This window comes from Corallococcus sp. AB032C, assembly GCF_003668935.1.
GTDB classification, from domain to species: Bacteria; Myxococcota; Myxococcia; order Myxococcales; family Myxococcaceae; genus Corallococcus; species Corallococcus exiguus.
In genome coordinates this window covers 1-16,175 of the sequence record NZ_RAWP01000078.1, presented here as the reverse complement: position 1 = coordinate 16,175, position 16,175 = coordinate 1, and the positions used below count along the sequence as shown (strand labels likewise).

Sequence of the window (16,175 nt, the reverse complement as noted above, 5' to 3'; positions counted from 1 at the left end):
GTGAGCCAACGCCCTTCACAGCCTCCCGCGGGTCCCTCCGTGCCGAAGCCGCCGGCCGCGCCCGCCGTGTACGTGGCTCCCGCCATCCTGTGGGAGCAGCCCTTCGTCGCGCTGGCGCAGCTGTCCATGTGCACCATCCCCGGCGAATCGGAGTGCATGCCGTGAACAGCGGGGACCCCCTGTCGGGTCCCCGTGACGGCGCGCTCCGGATCACCCTGGCCGGGTGGACCGTGGCGCTCGACGTGGAGGATGACGCGCTCGCCGGTCCGCTCCGGCGAGTGTTCGGCGCATTCCTCGCTCCAGATGCCGCGTCTCCCGATGCCCGGCTGGTGATGCGGAACCCGCCCAGTCCGATTGCTCCCCCCACCGTGCAGGAGCTGCCCCGGCTGGAGCCTGGCGACTCGGGGACGCTGCGCGTGGAGGGCGCCGGGTACTCCGCGTTGCTCTCCCCGGACCGGTGCCTTGCGGACGTCATCGGTGCGGGGCGGTACCCGGTGGAGAACGTGATCAAGGTGATGCTCGCGTCCGCGCTGGCGAAGCGTGGCGGGCTGCTCATCCACGGCGTGGGGCTGGTTCACGAGGGCCGGGCCGCGCTGTTCGTGGGGCACTCCGGTGCGGGCAAGAGCACCCTGGGCGGGCTGTGGCGCGAGGCGGGCGGGACGGTGCTCGCGGATGAGTTGGTCGCGGTGTGGCCCGTGGAGGGTGGTGGGTGGCGGGCCGCGGGGACGCCCTGGAACGTGCCGGTCCGGACCACCGAGGCGGCGCTCGTCGCGGTGGGCACATTGGGCTGGGACATGGCTTCGCGGTGGGAGGCGCAGGGGGCGGGGGAGGTGGCCCGCGTGCTGCTGCTGAATGCGCTGTTGCCGGAGCCCACGTCCGCGGGCCGGGGGGCGCTGGTGGGCGCGGCTGGACGCGTGCTGTCGTCCGTGGAGACCGCCCGGCTCGTGTTCTCGCGGGATGCCAGCGCGGCGCAGGTGGTGCGGGCGCGGCTGGCTTAGCGGGGGCTCGCGCTCGCCTCGCGTCTGCGTTACAGCGGGCGTGGGAGGCGGACGCTGGTGGCTGAGACGCGGGTGCCGTTGACGGTGATCGCTGGACCCACGGCGTCGGGGAAGACGGCGTTGGCCATCGCCTGGGCTCGTGACGCGGGAGGGGAGATCGTCAGCGCGGACTCGCAGCAGGTGTACCGCGCCTTCGACATCGGCACCGCGAAGCCTTCCGTCGAGGAGCTGGCCGCAGTGCCGCACCACCTGGTCTCCTGCGTGGATCCGCTCGAGCCCTTCTCCGCCGCCGAGTACCAACGCCGCGCGGATGCGGCCATCGCGGACATCGCCTCGCGGGGCCGGCCGGTGTTCATCGTCGGCGGCACCGGCCTGTACCTGCGCATCCTGCTGCACGGCGTGGTGGACGCGCCCGGCGCCCTGCCTTCGCTGCGCGCGGAGCTGGAGTCGCTCGCGGCGGAGCAGGGGAGGGAGGCCGTGCACCGCCGGCTGGCCGGGGTGGATCCGGAGACCGCGGCGAGGCTGCCCCCCCAGGACCTGGTGCGCGTCGTCCGTGCCCTGGAGATCCACGCGCAGACAGGCGTGCCCGCGTCCGAGTTCCGCCGCGCCCATGCCTTCGCGCCGGACCGCTATCCCTTCCAGCTCTACGTGCTGGACCCTCCGCGCGAGTCCCTCTACGCCGCCATCAACGCGCGCACGGAGGCGCTCTTCTCGCGAGGACTCGTGGAGGAGACGCGGGCCTTGCTGGAGCAGGGCTACGCGGACGCGGCGCCCATGCGCAGCGTCGGCTACGTGCAGGCCCGCGCCGTGGTGGAGGGGCGGATGACCCGCGAAGAGGCCATCGCCGACACCGCGCAGGAAACCCGGCGCTACGCCAAACGGCAACTCACCTGGTTCCGCAAGGAGCCCGGCGCGGTGTTCCTGTCGCCACCGTACGCTCGTCCCGCCCTCTAGGCGCGGCGGGCCATCTTGGCCCCTGCTCGCCTTCCCGCCTCATTTCGTCGGCTGGCGCCGATTGTTCGCGCCCGGTCGCGCTCCCATCTTCCACGAGGAAGCGCTACCCCCACCACGTCCACTCCCGGACCGACATGCGGCCGAGGGCCCGAGGTGGGCAGCCATCACCGTGGAGATCGCCATGCGAACGAACGTTGAAAGCGCGCCGGAGACCCGGCCGGACCGTCCCTCCCGGGGAGCCTCCGCCATGTGGGGCGGCCCCTTCCTCCTGGGCCTGCTGACGGCGATCGCGGGGGTCGTGCTGCTGGGCGCCACGTTCTTCACCAGCATGGTCACCGTCTTCTTCGTGGGGATGATGCTGGTGATTGGCGGCGTCCTGGAGATCGCCGCAGCCGTCCGCTCACGCAGCGAAAGCCGGAGCGCCTTCTGGTCCTTCATGCTCGGCGGCGTCCTCACCACCGTGGTCGGCATCCTCACCGTCATGTACCCGGCCGCGGGGCTGGCCTCCCTCACGCTGCTGATCGCCGGCTACTTCTTCGCCAGCGGCCTCTTCCACGTCATCACCTCCGTCATGGACCGCTACTTCCAATGGGGATGGGACCTGGCCTACGGCCTCATCTCCCTGGTCCTGGGCCTCAGCGTCATGGCCAGATGGCCCTCGTCCTCCGTGTGGCTCGTGGGCACGATGGTGGGGCTCGCCGTCTTCTTCCGAGGCATCTCGATGATGTCCGGCTCGCTCATCCTGCGGCGGGGACTGCATCGCGTGGAGGCTTGAGCACCAGGACGACACCCCCTGGCGCCAATTCACTCTGGGTGATGTAGGGATATCGGCGGGTGAAGTCTCGACCGGGGGGACCGGCGCCGGTGCCTGGCGCCGGACCGGTTCGCGGCCTACTTCGTCTTCTGGTGCGCGTCGTCGAACTGGTCGGCGAACTGCTCACGCGACACGTGCTTCAGGTCGCCCTTGGCGTCCGGGCGCTCCAGCGAGAAGTCGTGGATGGTGCCGCGCACCAGGTACTCCTGATCCCGCGCGGAGTTCATGCTCGCGCGCTCGCGGTAGGTGAAGCTGGGCCGGGTCGGATCCACGCCGACGTCCGCCAGGATCTTCCGCTCGAGGGGCTCCGGCTGCCACACCGGCGTGCCGGGCTGGCTGCGGTTCACGGCCGTCTCGTCCAGGCCCGGATGCGTGGACGTGCGGATGTCCCGCTGGATGTCGAACTGATCGAAGACGTCCCCGCCCTTCGCGTCGCGCGCCGGGTTGTGGACGACGCGGCTCTTGCCGTAGTCCGGGTTGTCCACGAGCTCCTTCTTCGTGGCCTGTCCATCCACGCCCACGGGCACGCCGCTGAAGGACGTGAAGGGCGAGTGGGCCTTCGTCTCCTTCGCGCCGTCCACGTGCGCCGTCAGCGTCACCGTGCGGTCCCTCGCATCCACCGGCTGCAGCTTGCCGTCACGGTCGATGGCCGACTTCGGCGTGTCGTACTTCGGCTGGACCTCGTTGAAGGGGAAGTTGTCCCGGCGGGTCAGCTCCACGTCCGGCCGGATGCGCGGCGCGAACTGGTTGTTGCCGCCGTCACGCCGATCCTCGACGTCCATGATGGCGCTCATGATGTCGTGCTGCTGGAACTTGATCCGGTTCTGCTCGGCGCGGAGCTTGAGCGCCTGATCCTCCTGCGACGGGACCTTCGTGGAGAACGAACGGGTGATCTCCGGGGCGTGCTTGAACAACCGGGACGACGTCTGACCGGCGCGAAACAGCTTCGAGGCGAGCATGAGGGATTCCCTTTGGATGGAGCATGAAGTGCGAAACTTCATGCGTTTGTAGGGATTATCCCGTCGATGTGATCGTGGTTGCGTGCAGGTAGGTATCAGGACGCAAAGCGGTCTTCGCCGAATGTTTCCGCGACCGAGGCGCGGATGACGTCGCGCGGCGAGCCGAGCGGGTCCGGCACGCGGCCGGTGAGCTGGCACAGGAGACGGTCCGGGTTCACCGGCTTGGGCAGGAAGGCCTCCGCGCCCGCGTCGAGCGCGCGCTGACGCACGTGCGGACGGTTGAGGCCGCTCATCACCAGCACGCGCGTGTCGCGGGTGAGCGGGTGCTGCTTGAGGCCTTCACACAGACGCAGGCCGTCCACCCAGTGCAGCACCACGTCCAGCAGGATGGCGGTGGGCGGACGGCGCGCCACCGCGCAGAACAGCGCCAGCTCGTCCGCGAAGGACACCACGCGCGCGCCGGTGCTCTCCAACAGCAGCGTGAGCGCCTCGCGCGTGTCCGCGTCGTCGTCCACCACGTAGTAGAGGTCCGGCTCCACCTCCGGCACCAGCGTGGGCACGGGCTCGATGGGCGTGCGCAGCCATGAGCCCACCACCTCGCGCACGCCGGACCAGCGCGCCGCGGACAAGAGGCCCAGTGGAGTGGGGGAGCTCAACCCCAGCACGCCACCGCCGTACACGCCGCCCGCCGTGTGCTTCGCGCGCGCCGCGACGAACGCCGCCGGAGCCCGCTTGCCCGCGCGGCGCAGCCACGTGAGGGAGCGCGCACCCGCCGCCGCGTCCTCCATCAACTCGCCCAGCCCGTCGCGCACGTAGCGGCGCTCCAGCGACGGCGCGTCCAGCCCGCCATCCAGCAGCGCCACCGCGGCGCGACTGCACGACGCCAGCGTCTCCGACAGGCCCACCTGCAGCGGGTGGCCGAAGGCCGCGGGACCGACCACCAACTGCCCGGGCGCCACCAGCGTGCGGCCGGGGCCGAAGGGCAGGCGCGTCGTCTCCAGGGTGGTGAGCTCGAAGCCCTCCTCCAGCAGGCCGTCGCGCGCGGCCATCATCAGCACCTGGCACAGGTCCGCGGGCGTCACCGCCGCGCCAAAGGCCAGCGCGTACACGGACGACGCGCCCGGGATGAGGAACAGCGCATCCACGGTCGGCAGCGGCGCCACCCACAGCCGCGCCACCGGCGCCAGGTCCCGGCCCGGCATCCCGCCCTGGATGCGTGCCTGCACCGCCGGCATGGACGGCGCCGGCTTGAAGCCCTTGAAGAAGGCGTCACCCAACAGCGGCCCCGCGCCCGCGGCCAGCGCCACCGCGTGGAAGCGCTCGCCGCTGCCCTGCGCGCGGACGACCAGGGGCCCAGCGTTGCGCACCGCCGTGGGCGCGTCCGGTGCGGGCGCCTGCCGCTCCACGCGCTCCACGTGGCGGTTCACGAACCGGGCGCCCTGCGCGCTGGCCGCCGTGGACAGCACGTGGCGCACCATGTCCAGGCCACCTTCGCCGCGGGGCCAGCCATCCACGACCCAGAGTCCGCCGGCCGCGCAGGGCAGCAGCTCGCGCTCGCCCTGGGAGATGATCTCCACGCCGCGCAGTTCGTGCGCGCGCCACTCCGGAGGAATCCGGCAGCCCAGCGCGGCGAGCCGCGAGCGGCACTCCGGCGTGAGCAGGGCAGGGGGCGCGGTGCGCTCCTCGGTGCCCCCCGCGTAGACGCGCACGTCCAGGGCCACGCCCCGCGCGCGGCCGTTGAAGAGAAGAGAGGCCGCCAGCCCCGCCCCGGCGATGCCGCCGCCGACGATCGCCACCCTCGAACCACTCGCCAGCTTGCTGGTCCCGCTCATCGCGCGCCCTCGTTCCCTTCCCGCCGTCAGTGCCGCTGCGCCGCCGGTGAGTGGGCCGACTGGCCGTACACCACCACCCGGTCGCGCCCCTCCCGCTTGGCCTCGTAGAGCGCGGCGTCCGCCGCCTTCAGCAAGGCCTCCGTGCTCTCACGCGGGGAGTCGGCCGTGTGGTCCGCCACGCCCACGCTGATGCTCAAACCGAAGGGCGCCGGGCGCCCGTCACCGCGCTGCACGTTCACGCCGCGCAGCTCCGTACGCAGGCGCTCCGCGAACACCGCGGCCTCCAGCGACGTCTGGTGCGGCAGCAGCACGACGAACTCGTCCCCGCCGAAGCGCGCCGCGAAGTCGGACTCGCGCAGGTTGCCCTGCATCAAGGTGGCCAGGGCCAGGATGGCGCGGTTGCCCACGTCGTGGCCCATGCCGTCGTTGATGGCCTTCAGGTGGTCCAGGTCGATGACCACCACGCTCATCGCGTAGCCGTAGCGCTGGGCGCGCTTGAACTCGTCCTCCAGCCGCACCGACAGCGCCCGGAAGTTCGCCAGGCCCGTGAGCGCGTCCGTCTGCGCCAGCACCTGGAGCTTGCGCTGCTGCTCGCTCTGGCGAACCGCGCGGTCGATGCGGGCGAGCAATTCGCGCGAGCTCGCCGGCTTGTGGATGAAGTCCACGGCGCCCATCTCCAGGCATCGCTCCAGGGTCGCCTCGTCCGCGTCCCCCGTGAGGAAGATGACCGGCACCATCTCCGTGCGCACGTCGCCCTGGAGCGTCTCCAGGACCGCCAGCCCATCCCCGGAGGGCAGGAAGCGATCCAACAGCACCAGGTCCGGGCGGTGTTCGCGCGCCAGCTCCACGCCCGCGTCCGCGTCCGAAGCGGCCAGCACGTCGAAGCGTGGAGCGAGCAGGTCCATCAGGCCTTCGCGCACGCCGATGTCGTCCTCGATGATGAGCAGGAGCGCGCGCTCACTGCTGCGTCCGTGCCGTTCCATGAACTGGTTCGCTCCGCTCGCCTGCCCCGAAATGGCAGGCCGAAAGTCTCGGGCGCCACGCCCTTCCAGGTGCTCCCCACGCCCTTGCGCCCCACGCGCACCCGCCGCCGCCTCGTCCTGCAAGCACCCACCCCCACCCATCCAAACTTCTCCCGAGACCTCCGGCTGCCAAGCCCGTCCGCCTCCGCGGGGGCTTTGGGAACCATCCGTTCCGATTGCCCGCGTGCCCCTGCCCGAGAGCAAGCCCTGTGCCCCGCGCTTCACCCGCGGGACGGCCTCTTTTCAGGGGGTTGCATGGGGGCCGGCGAGACAGCCAACAAGACAGCCGGAAGACGTTGCAGCGTGGGGCCCGCGCGCACGGTAGGAATTGCCGGACGCGGGCCGCTGACGAACCCGGTGCCCCGAGAGGGGATGGAGCGGCTGATCCGTTGAGGACTCCCCGGAAGCGCGCGCCAGGCGGCGCCTCAACGGGGTTACGGCGAGCAGCGAAAGGGGGCCCTGGCGCCATTGCATTGGCGCCGGGCCATCACTTCGCCGGGACTTCAGCGCCGGTTCGTGAACTGCACGCGGCGCCCGCCACCCTGGGGCGGCATCATCGGCGGCGCCTCCAGGCCGAACTGCCACCAGAGCGGCTCATAGGGCTTCATCTTCAGGCGCTTGTCGTTCTGCAGCTGGGCGAGGCTGCCCTTGAGCTTCTCGTCGGAGGGGTTCTGCTCCACGCCGCGCGCGAGCACTCGCTGGGCGCTGTCCTTGTCCTTCAGCTGGAGGAGGCACCACGCGTACGCGGCCCAGACGATGGATTCCTTCTTGCCGCTCTTCACCGCGGCCTCGAAGGAGGTCTTCATGGCGGGCACGTCGTTGCGGCGGAAGTGCAGGGCGCCCTCCATGGCCTTGGCCATGTAGTTGCGGCCGCTGGCCTTCTCCAGATGGGGCTTCGCGCCATCCAGGTCCTTCACCATGTACTTCAGCATCCCGATCTGGGCGTGGAGCTCAGGCCCGATCAGGAACTGCCACTTGTCCCAGACGAGGCCCTGCTCCAGCGTCTTGACGGCGCGGTCCACGCGCCCCTGGGCCTCCTTCTGGTTGGCGGGCTGACCCTGGAGATCATTCTGCACCGTCGTCATCAGCGCCTGGACCCGGGTGGAGACCCGGCGGGCGAGCACGATGTAGGCAGCGAAGAAGACGATGACGCCGGGCACGATGCCGGCCCACCACGAGAAGCCGCCGGCGAACTTCACCAGCACGCCGACCGCCAGCCCGATGGCCAGGGAGATGAGGAGGTTGTACATGCGCTGCCCCTTTAGCGGTGTGCGTGGACAGCCGCAATCTTCGGATGCACACGAACCGAAGGCGCGATATACGTTCGGCCGCCTCGCTCACACCCAAGGGGCCCTCTGTCGAAATTGGTAGACGAGGCGGACTCAAAATCCGCTGCGGCTGACCCCGCGTCCCGGTTCGAGTCCGGGGAGGGCCATCTTCAAACGCAGACCCGGCGCCCGAGATGCCGTCCTTTCCGGGTCGCCCGAACGTGAAAGCGCTCCCCTGTTCCCCGCGCTGGAAGATGCGATGAAGGTCCTGCTGGTCGAGGATGATCCGAGCCTCCGCGAAGGAATGGGAGAGCTGGTCTCCGAGCTGGCGGACGTGCAGGCGGTGGGCACCCTCGACGAAGCGCTGCGCGCCCTGGCGGCGGGCCGCTTCGAGCTGGTGATGACCGACATGCGCATCGCCGGGGGGCACACGGACGGCCGGGGCGTCCTGGAGGCCGCGCGCCGGCAGCGCCACCCGGTGGCCATCGTCAGCGCCGCCAGTTCGGACGAGGTCGCCCAGGTCCTGCACCCCTCGGTGCCGGACGCGCTGCTGATCAAGCCCTTCCAGGTCGACGACATCATGGAGCTGGTGGAGCGCTTCCTGACGCTCAAGCGCCAGGTGGTCGCCGCCGCCCGGGAGCCCGTGGACGGGGACTCACCGGAGTGGAATGAGTCATCACCCGGAGTGAAGTGTGCCGGTTCGGCGCCGGACAGCGACCGGATGTGGATGCGGCTGGCCGCCGAAGCCGCCTTTCCCTGGAGCCGTTCCCGGTCCGCCCATGGGGTCCTCCTGCTGGAGGGCGACCTTGAGCTGGACGGCGAGCGTTACGCCGCGCCGTGCTACCTGTTCCTCTCCCAGGGCGCGTCGCCCCAGGTGAAGACGCGGGCCGGCGCGCTGGCCGTGTGCGTTCCGTTGCGCGGCTAGGCAAAGAGGTCACTCGTGGACATTCCCCTCTGGCCCACGCCGCATGAGCCGTCACGTCTGGGGCGTCCGTCCCGGCGCGCGGCCACTGCTGCGGTGGAGACGCACATCGCCGTCCTCAAGGGCGAGCCGCTGAAGGCCGCGCTCGCCACCGCGCTGCGGGAGGCGGAAGGGCTGGGCGGACAGGAGCGGCGCTTCGTGGCCCTGGCGGCGCGCGAGCTGTCCCGGCACACGCGGCTGTTGGACCTGGCGGCGCGGCAGCTGGGGCATTCCCCGGGCAAGCACGCGCTCACGGAAGATACAGCGCTGGTGCGCTACACGCTCTGGCGGCGCCTCTTCTGTGGCGAGGGCTGGGCGCGCATCGGGCCGGAGGTGAAGCTGCCGGGGCCGGTGCGGCCGCGCACGCTGCATGACGCGGTGCTGGAGGGGCTGGCGACGAAGCCCCTCGTGGAGCCCGTCGCGGCGGAGGGCTCGGAGGCCGTCATCGAGCGGCTGGCCACCCGGTACTCGTTCCCCGGTTGGCTCACGCAGCGACTGGCGCAGGTGTATCCGGAAGCGACGCTCGCGGGGCTGATGGCGTCCCTGGATGACGAGCCGTCGCTGCACTTCCGCGCTCGGCCCCCGGGCACTCGCGACGCGGTGCTGGCGGCGCTGGCGGAGGAGGGCGTGGCGGTGGAGGCGGTGCCCTGCGCTCCGGACGCGCTGCGGGTCGCGGACTCCAGCCACCGCATCTTCGAGTCGCGGACCATGAAGGCCCGGCGGCTCCAGGTGCAGGACGTGGGCAGTCAGCTCATCGTCCTGGCGTGCCTGCCTCCCGGGGCGACCTTGGAGGGGCTCGCCGTGGCGGACGTGTGCGCGGGGGCCGGCGGCAAGACGCTGGGGCTCGCGGATCTGGTGGGCGCGAAGGGGAAGGTGCTCGCGGGAGACCGCTCCAAGCGGCGGCTTTCGGATGCGCGCGACCGCGTGCGCGAGTTCGGCCTGAAGCAGGTGACGTTCCCGCACCCGGTGCCGCTGGAGGCGGTGGACGTGGTGCTGGTGGACGCGCCGTGCAGCGGCACGGGGTCCCTGGCTCGCGAGCCGGATCAGAAGTGGAAGCTTTCCGCGAAGGCCATCACGGAGTTCCAGGCCACGCAGTCCAAGCTGCTCGCGGAGGTGGCCGCGCAGGTGAAGCCCGGGGCGCGGATCATCTACGCCACGTGCTCCGTGCTGCCGGAGGAGAACGACGCGGTGGTGGAGGGCTTCCTCCAGAAACACCCGGGCTTCGCCCTGGAGCCGGTGGGGGAGGGCTGGGCGCCGGAGCTCCAGGTGGGAGTGGACGGTCCCTACCTGCGCGCCCTGCCGCCTCGGGTCCCCGGCGGGGGCTTCTTCGCCGCCCGGCTGGTCCGCAAGGCGGGTTGACAGTCGCCGAGCCGCCACGTTACGCACGAACGACCTTCTCCTCTCCCGAGGGTGACAGCCGTGGCGGCAGATCCGAAGCAGAACGAAGTGATGCAGCAGATCAACGAAGCCTTCCAGGCGGCCGAGGCCAAGCTGGCCAAGCTGCGGGAAGCCGTCGAGCGCAACACGGAGCTGGCGCGGGCCAACGGCAAGGCGGCCTTCCTCAAGGACAAGAAGGAGCAGACCCACCGCGAGCTGGGCGAGGCCGTCTGGCAGTCCATCCAGGCAGGCCGGCTGGAGCTGCCCGCGAGCTTTGCCCGGCTGCTGCAGAACATCGCGGCGGCGGAGAAGGCGGCGGCGGACCACGCCGCGTCCCTCACCGACCTCCTTCGGGAAGGAGAAGAGGTGGCGGATCGTTTGAAGGTAAAAACCGTCGCGAAGCCGCAAAAAGTTGTGGCGTCCGGAACGAAGAAGCCGTAGAAGTCGCGCCGCCTCACGGCACGGACCGCCCCCCACGGCGGAACGGGCAGCACGCAGTAGAAGAGACGGGGCTATAGCTCAGCTGGGAGAGCGCTTGAATGGCATTCAAGAGGTCACCGGTTCGATCCCGGTTAGCTCCACACTGAATTGAGAGAGGCCCGCGAGAGAAATCTCGCGGGCCTTTCGCTTTTGGGGCCTCCGCTGGGGGCTGCTCCCCGCCAGGGCCACGCCCCGGCGCCCTCGCTACGGGCTCGCCGGGACGTCGCGGGGCAGCCGCACGGTGAAGGTGGTTCCCGCTTCGTCGGTGGACTCCACGGTGATGATGCCCCCGTGGGCTTTCACCAACTGCTTCACGATGTAGAGCCCCAGGCCGATGCTCCGGCTGCTGTGGTCCACCTCGCCGCTGGGACGCTGCAGCGGCTGGAAGAGGTGGCTCATCCGCTCCGGGGAGATGGGGGCCCCCGCGTTGTGGATGGACAGCGTCACGGCGTCGGGGCCGCCGTGGGTCTCCACCTGGATGGCGGTGTCCCGAGGGCTGTACTTCAGCGCGTTGGTCACCAGGTTCTGGGCCAGCTGCCCCAGCCGGTCCGGATCCCACGCGCCCAGGCCGCTGCCGCTCCGGCGCCGGCGGATCTCCCGGTCCGGGTGCGTGGCTTCAATCTCCTCCAGCACGCCGTCCACGATTTCGTGCAGGTCCGACGCGCGCCGCTGGATGTGCAGCCCGCCGCCCAAACGCGCCTGGGTGAAGTCGAGCAGGTCGCGGATCATCCGGTGGGCCCGCTCCGCGGCGGACTGGATGCGGCTGACGGCCTTGGTGCTGCGCTCGTCCAGCTCCTCGCGGCGCATCAGGCTGGCGGCGCCCAGGAGGATGGCGCTCACGGGGTTGCGCAGGTCGTGGCTCACGATGCCGATGAGCTGCTGTTCGAAGTCCGCGCGCTGCTGCTGCTGGGCCTGGGCCTGGCGCAGCTCGTGGACGTCCATGGAGGTGCCCACCCACTTGATGACCCGGCCCTCCGCGTCCTTCACGGACATGGCGCGCACCAGGTGCCAGCGATACAGGCCATCGCGGTAGCGCACCCGGTGCTCGGCCTGGTAGCGGTCGCCGCGCGTCAGGGCCTCCACCCAGGCCTGTCCGCTGGAGGCCAGGTCGTCGGGGTGGATGACGTGCCGGTAGCCCCGGTCCAACAGCGTCTCCGCGCTCACGCCGGTCTCCTCCGTCAGCACGCCGTTCACGTAGACGACGGAGCCATCCGGGGCGGTGACGAAGACGGCCTCCGGCAGCGCCTCCGCGAGCGTGCGGAACTCCTCCTCGCTGCGGCGAAGGGCGTCCGCCGCGGCCTTGCGCAGGGTGACGTCCTGCATGGCGCCCACCATGCGGATGGCCGTTCCGGTGGCGTCGCGCACCACCCAACCCCGGTCCTCCACCTGGGCATAGGTGCCATCCGCCTTGCGGAAGCGGTACTCGGCGCGCCAGTCGCTGCCGCCGGGCGAGTCCACGATGGCGTGGAGGCTTTCCACGGCCTGCGCGCGGTCCTCCGGGTGGACGGCGTCCGTCCACCAGTCCAGCTCGGGGGGCACCGCGTCGAGCGGGTAGCCGAAGAGCGTGTGGACGCCCTCGCTCCAGGTGAGTTGCTGGGTGCTCAGGTCCAGGTCCCAGACGGCGTCCTTCGTGGCCCGGGTGGCCAGCCGGTAGCGCGTCTCCGACAGCTTGAGCGCCTGGAGCAGCTCCTCGCGCTGGGCGCGCGCCCGCGCGGCGTTCACCGTTCCCTCCAGGCGGGCCACCAGCTCGCGCACGCCGAAGGGCTTCACCAGGTAGTCGTCCGCGCCGGCGGTGAGGCCCTCCACCTTCGCCTCCTCGCCCGCGCGCGCGGACAGGAGGATGACGGGGACGTGCGCCGTGCGCGGATCCGACTTCAGCGCGCGCAGGAGCCCGAAGCCGTCCAGCCCCGGCATCATCACGTCCGACAGCACCACGTCCGGCGGGTGTCGCCGTGCCAGTTCCAGCGCGGCATTGCCGTCCGCCACGGTCGTCACCTGGAAGCGCCCCTCCAGCGACCGCCGCACGTAGTCGCGCATGTCCGCGTTGTCGTCCGCCACGAGCACGTGCCCCCGCACGACTCCCGGTGGCGCCTCCGGGACGGGCGCGGGCGTGTCGTCCGCCGCGCCCGACAGCCACTGCGCCGCCTCGTTGACGAAGACCTCCGGGTTCGGGGCCCGGACGGCCTCCCGCGAGGAGGCCCTGAGCTGCTCGGGCGGCAGGTGCGCCGTGCCGGTGGGCAGGGACACCGTGAAGGTGCTGCCCCGGCCTGGCGTGCTCTCCACGGCGACACGGCCGCCATGCAGCTCCACCAGCTCCCGCACGAGCGCCAGCCCGATGCCGCTGCCTTCATGGCTGCGGCCCTTCGCGCCCTCCACGCGGTGGAAGCGGTCGAAGACGCGGGGCAGCTCGTGCGTGGGGATGCCCGTGCCTGTGTCGCTGACGGACAGCTCCACCCGGCCGTCGCGCTCGCGGAGCCGGACGGTGAGCGTGCCCTGGAAGGTGAACTTGAAGGCGTTGGAGAGGAGGTTGAGGACGACCTTCTCCCAGAGATCGCGGTCCACCCAGACGGAGGTGGACAGGGGAGGGCAGTCCACCTGGAGCCGCAGCCCCGCCCGCTTCACCAGCGAGTCGAACGCGCTCGCGAGCCCCGCGGTGAGCGGGCCCAGGTCCGTGGGCTCGAAGGTGGCCCGCATGCGGCCCGCCTCCAGGCGACTGAAGTCGAGCAGGCTGTTCACCAGCTTGTGCAACCGCTGGCTGTTGCGCTGCACGATCGCCAGCCGCTCGCGGTGCGCGGGCTCCAGCGGGTGCTCCACGTCCGCGAGCACGTCCCCCAGCGGCCCCAGCATCAGCGTCAGCGGCGTGCGGAACTCATGGCTGACGTTGGAGAAGAAGGCCGTCTTCGCCCGGTCCAGCTCCGCCAGGGCCTCCGCCTGCCGCCGGGCGTCCTCGTGCGCGCGGGCCCCGGCGATGGCGGCGCCCAGGCTCCCGGCGACGAGCTCCAGGAACGACTGGTACGACGCATCCGCGGGCAACCGCGGGGACATGCCCAGCACGATCACGCCCAGGGGATTCGACTCGCCGGGGCGGGCCATGGGCAGGACGAGCGCGGAGCCCGGCTGCGGCACACCGGCCCGCAGGGGGAGGGGACCGAAGCGGGCCTTGAGTCCCTGGACCCGCTCGGCCTGCCCGGAGCGGATCACCTGGGCCAGGGGCCAGGGGGAGGCCGCGCCCGGCTCCAGGCCCACCTCCTTGGGGCAGAAGGCGCCGTCCCCCTCCAGGCCCATGCGCCCCTCCAGCCGCGCCCGGGCGCCGTCCGCGTCCACGAGGTAGAGCAGCGCGAACGGGAGGTCCGCGGGGTTGGTGGCGAGCGCCTCCAGGCCACGCGTGGAGGCGTCGTGGACCTTGAGGCTTCCGCCCGCGCGTGAAGCCACCTCCTGCAGCGTCCGGAGGCGGCGCGCGTCCAGCACCTGGCTGGTGGTCTCCACCACCGTGTCGAGCACGCCGTTGACGGCCCCGGACTCGTCGCGGACGGGGCTATAGGAGAAGGTGAAGTAGGTCTCCTCCAGGAAGCCGTTGCGCTCCATGAAGAGGCGCTGGTTCTCCGTCATGATGGCGCGGCCCTCGCTGCGGACCTGCTCCACCCACGGGCCGATCTCGTCCCAGACCTCCGCCCAGACCTCGTGTCCGGGCCTCCCCATGGCGGCGGGGTGCTTGCCGCCCAGGATGCGGCTGTAGGCGCCGTTGTAGAGCTTCACCGCCTGCGGTCCCCAGAACACCATCATGGGAAAGCCCGAGGTGAGGCACACGCTGGCGATGGTGCGCAGGGACTGCGGCCAGGAGGCCACCGGACCCAGCGGCGTCTTCGACCAGTCCATGGAGCGCATCAGGGCGCCCATCTCGTCGCCGCCGGCGAGCACCTCCAGGGCCGCCGCGCGGTTGGCGTCATCCGGTGGCAGCGCGGGTGCGTTCCCGCCGTGCCCGCCGGACCTCCTGGAACCGTGACTCATGCCCGTTCCGTAATCGAAGCCCCTCTGGGAGGCCAGGGGAGGAACGGGGGAGGCCGGCCGCTCCAGGGCCTGCCAGCCCGCCAGCGTTCACGGCGAAACGATCCCGCGAGCCTGGCGCCCGTCCCGCGAAGAGTCAGGCCGGGAAGGGCGCCACGCCACGCATGTGCTCGCGCGGGGACTACTTGCCCGCGAAGACGTTCATCACGTCCTTGAGCAGCTTGAGCGACTCGCCGTGGGGACGCTGGAAGGCGTTGCGGCCCATGATGGAGCCGAAGCCGCCACCCTGGTGGATCTGCTTGATGTCCTCCATGAGGGCGGACGTCTCCTTCGCCTCGCCGCCGGAGAAGATGACGATGCGCTTGCCGTTGAACGCGGAGCGCACCACCTCGCGCACGCGGTCCGAGAGCGTCTTGGTGGAGATGTTCGCCTTCTCGAAGGCCTTCTTCGCCTCCGCCTGCTCCAGGAAGTCCGTGGGCGGCTTCACCTTGATGATGTGCGCGCCCAGCTGCGCGCTGATCTGCGCCGCGTACGCCACCACGTCGATGGCCGTCTCGCCCTCCTTGCTCAGGGCGCCGCGCGGGTAGGCCCAGAGCACCGTGGGCAGGCCGTAGGACTTGGCCTCCGCGATGATGTCGCGCAGGTCTTCGTACTGCTCGTTGCGGGCCGCGGAGCCCGGGTAGATGGTGTAGCCCACCGCCGCGCAGCCCAGGCGCACCGCGTCCTTCACGGACGACGTCACCGCGGACATGGGCGCGGCCGTCTTGGCCAGCGAGTCGGAGTTGTTCACCTTCAGGATGAGGGGAATCTCACCGGCCAGCTTGCCCGCGACGGCCTCCAGGAAGCCCAGCGGCGCCGCGTACGCGTTGCAGCCGGAGTCGATGGCCAGCTGCGCGTGGTAGTCCGGATCATATCCAACGGGGTTGGGACCGAAGGAGCGCGCGGGGCCGTGCTCGAAGCCCTGATCCACCGGCAGGATGACCAGCTTGCCCGTGCCCGCGAGCGTGCCGTGGTTCAGCAGGCGCGCCAGGTTCGTCAACGTGCCGGGATTGTCGGAGGGATACCAGGAGAGGATCTGCTTGACGCGGTCGGTGTAGGCCATGGGTTTTCCTTGAAGGAAGGCGTCGAAACTGGCGCGGGATTCTGCGGTCCTTGTCCGCGCCCACCAAGCACTGTCTGAACGGAATGTCCGCGACTGTCACGCCCTCTACGCGCCTTCTCGCGCAAGCCGACTGGAGGGAAGCCGACATCCGGACCCCCGGGAAGGTGCACAGAAATGCTGCGCCGTCGCGGGCTTCCGGATATGCCCGGACGCACACGAGGCGGACCACAGCATGGGCAGAGAAGTCGGCAGGGTCGTCGCAGTGGCAATGATGCTCACCGGTGGCGTGGCGGGCGCGCAGATCTCGCCCACGACAGCCCCCTCGAATGCTCCTGGAACGGGGGCGCCGGGGACCGCGGCTCCCTCGCCCGGCAACCTGTCCCCGGGGACCGTGCCCACCCCC

Annotated in this window: 13 protein-coding genes and 2 tRNA genes; 9 read left to right on the top strand and 6 right to left on the bottom strand. The window is 71.2% G+C overall.

Annotation, left to right across the window (positions count from 1 at the left end):
* The 4 genes from D7X99_RS42930 (at position 1) to D7X99_RS28670 (ending at position 2,727) form a co-directional block, all read left to right on the top strand.
* The gene (locus D7X99_RS42930) at positions 1-165 is read left to right on the top strand and encodes a hypothetical protein (protein WP_158624425.1); all 165 of its coding nucleotides are present in this window, start codon (positions 1-3) and stop codon (positions 163-165) included.
* Positions 162-998, top strand: coding sequence for a hypothetical protein (locus D7X99_RS28680; RefSeq protein ID WP_233613802.1), 837 nt, complete (start codon positions 162-164; stop codon positions 996-998). Before D7X99_RS42930 ends, D7X99_RS28680 begins: the two co-directional genes overlap by 4 nt.
* A gap of 72 nt (positions 999-1,070) precedes the next feature.
* Positions 1,071-1,952, top strand: a complete 882-nt coding sequence (gene miaA, locus D7X99_RS28675) for a tRNA (adenosine(37)-N6)-dimethylallyltransferase MiaA (protein WP_121780571.1) — start codon at positions 1,071-1,073, stop codon at positions 1,950-1,952.
* A gap of 181 nt (positions 1,953-2,133) precedes the next feature.
* Complete coding sequence (locus D7X99_RS28670) at positions 2,134-2,727, top strand: HdeD family acid-resistance protein (protein WP_233613801.1); 594 nt, start codon at positions 2,134-2,136, stop codon at positions 2,725-2,727.
* A gap of 116 nt (positions 2,728-2,843) precedes the next feature.
* Here the strand turns inward: D7X99_RS28670 and D7X99_RS28665 are convergent, their stop codons facing one another.
* From D7X99_RS28665 to D7X99_RS28650, 4 genes are all read right to left on the bottom strand, one after another.
* Positions 2,844-3,725 carry a hypothetical protein gene (locus D7X99_RS28665; protein WP_121780569.1) on the bottom strand — a complete coding sequence of 294 codons (882 nt, stop codon included), beginning with the start codon at positions 3,723-3,725 and terminating at the stop codon, positions 2,844-2,846.
* A gap of 95 nt (positions 3,726-3,820) precedes the next feature.
* The gene (locus D7X99_RS28660) at positions 3,821-5,557 is read right to left on the bottom strand and encodes a two-component system response regulator (RefSeq protein WP_121780568.1); all 1,737 of its coding nucleotides are present in this window, start codon (positions 5,555-5,557) and stop codon (positions 3,821-3,823) included.
* A 26-nt stretch (positions 5,558-5,583) separates the two neighbouring features.
* On the bottom strand, positions 5,584-6,540 hold the full coding sequence (locus D7X99_RS28655; RefSeq protein WP_121780567.1) for a diguanylate cyclase: 957 nt from the start codon (positions 6,538-6,540) through the stop codon (positions 5,584-5,586).
* A gap of 542 nt (positions 6,541-7,082) precedes the next feature.
* Complete coding sequence (locus tag D7X99_RS28650) at positions 7,083-7,829, bottom strand: M48 family metallopeptidase (RefSeq protein ID WP_121780566.1); 747 nt, start codon at positions 7,827-7,829, stop codon at positions 7,083-7,085.
* Between the two features lie 99 nt (positions 7,830-7,928).
* Here D7X99_RS28650 and D7X99_RS28645 point away from each other — a divergent pair.
* The 5 genes from D7X99_RS28645 to D7X99_RS28625 all read left to right on the top strand — a co-directional run bounded on the left by D7X99_RS28645 (position 7,929) and on the right by D7X99_RS28625 (position 10,766).
* Positions 7,929-8,014, top strand: a tRNA-Leu gene (locus tag D7X99_RS28645).
* A gap of 92 nt (positions 8,015-8,106) precedes the next feature.
* Positions 8,107-8,772: a response regulator gene (locus D7X99_RS28640; protein WP_121780565.1), complete on the top strand. Its 666-nt coding sequence runs from the start codon at positions 8,107-8,109 to the stop codon at positions 8,770-8,772.
* A 15-nt stretch (positions 8,773-8,787) separates the two neighbouring features.
* The gene (locus tag D7X99_RS28635) at positions 8,788-10,167 is read left to right on the top strand and encodes an RsmB/NOP family class I SAM-dependent RNA methyltransferase (RefSeq protein WP_171805522.1); all 1,380 of its coding nucleotides are present in this window, start codon (positions 8,788-8,790) and stop codon (positions 10,165-10,167) included.
* 60 nt (positions 10,168-10,227) lie between these two features.
* The gene (locus D7X99_RS28630) at positions 10,228-10,626 is read left to right on the top strand and encodes a hypothetical protein (RefSeq protein WP_120598570.1); all 399 of its coding nucleotides are present in this window, start codon (positions 10,228-10,230) and stop codon (positions 10,624-10,626) included.
* A gap of 67 nt (positions 10,627-10,693) precedes the next feature.
* Positions 10,694-10,766 (top strand) — tRNA-Ala (locus D7X99_RS28625).
* 103 nt (positions 10,767-10,869) lie between these two features.
* Here D7X99_RS28625 and D7X99_RS28620 read toward each other — a convergent pair.
* Together D7X99_RS28620 and D7X99_RS28615 are read right to left on the bottom strand one after the other, a co-directional pair.
* Positions 10,870-14,673 carry an ATP-binding protein gene (locus tag D7X99_RS28620; protein WP_121780564.1) on the bottom strand — a complete coding sequence of 1,268 codons (3,804 nt, stop codon included), beginning with the start codon at positions 14,671-14,673 and terminating at the stop codon, positions 10,870-10,872.
* Between the two features lie 178 nt (positions 14,674-14,851).
* Entirely contained in the window at positions 14,852-15,772 is a 921-nt protein-coding gene (locus D7X99_RS28615) for a class I fructose-bisphosphate aldolase (protein ID WP_120598568.1), read from the bottom strand.
* Positions 15,773-16,175 lie beyond the last annotated feature (403 nt).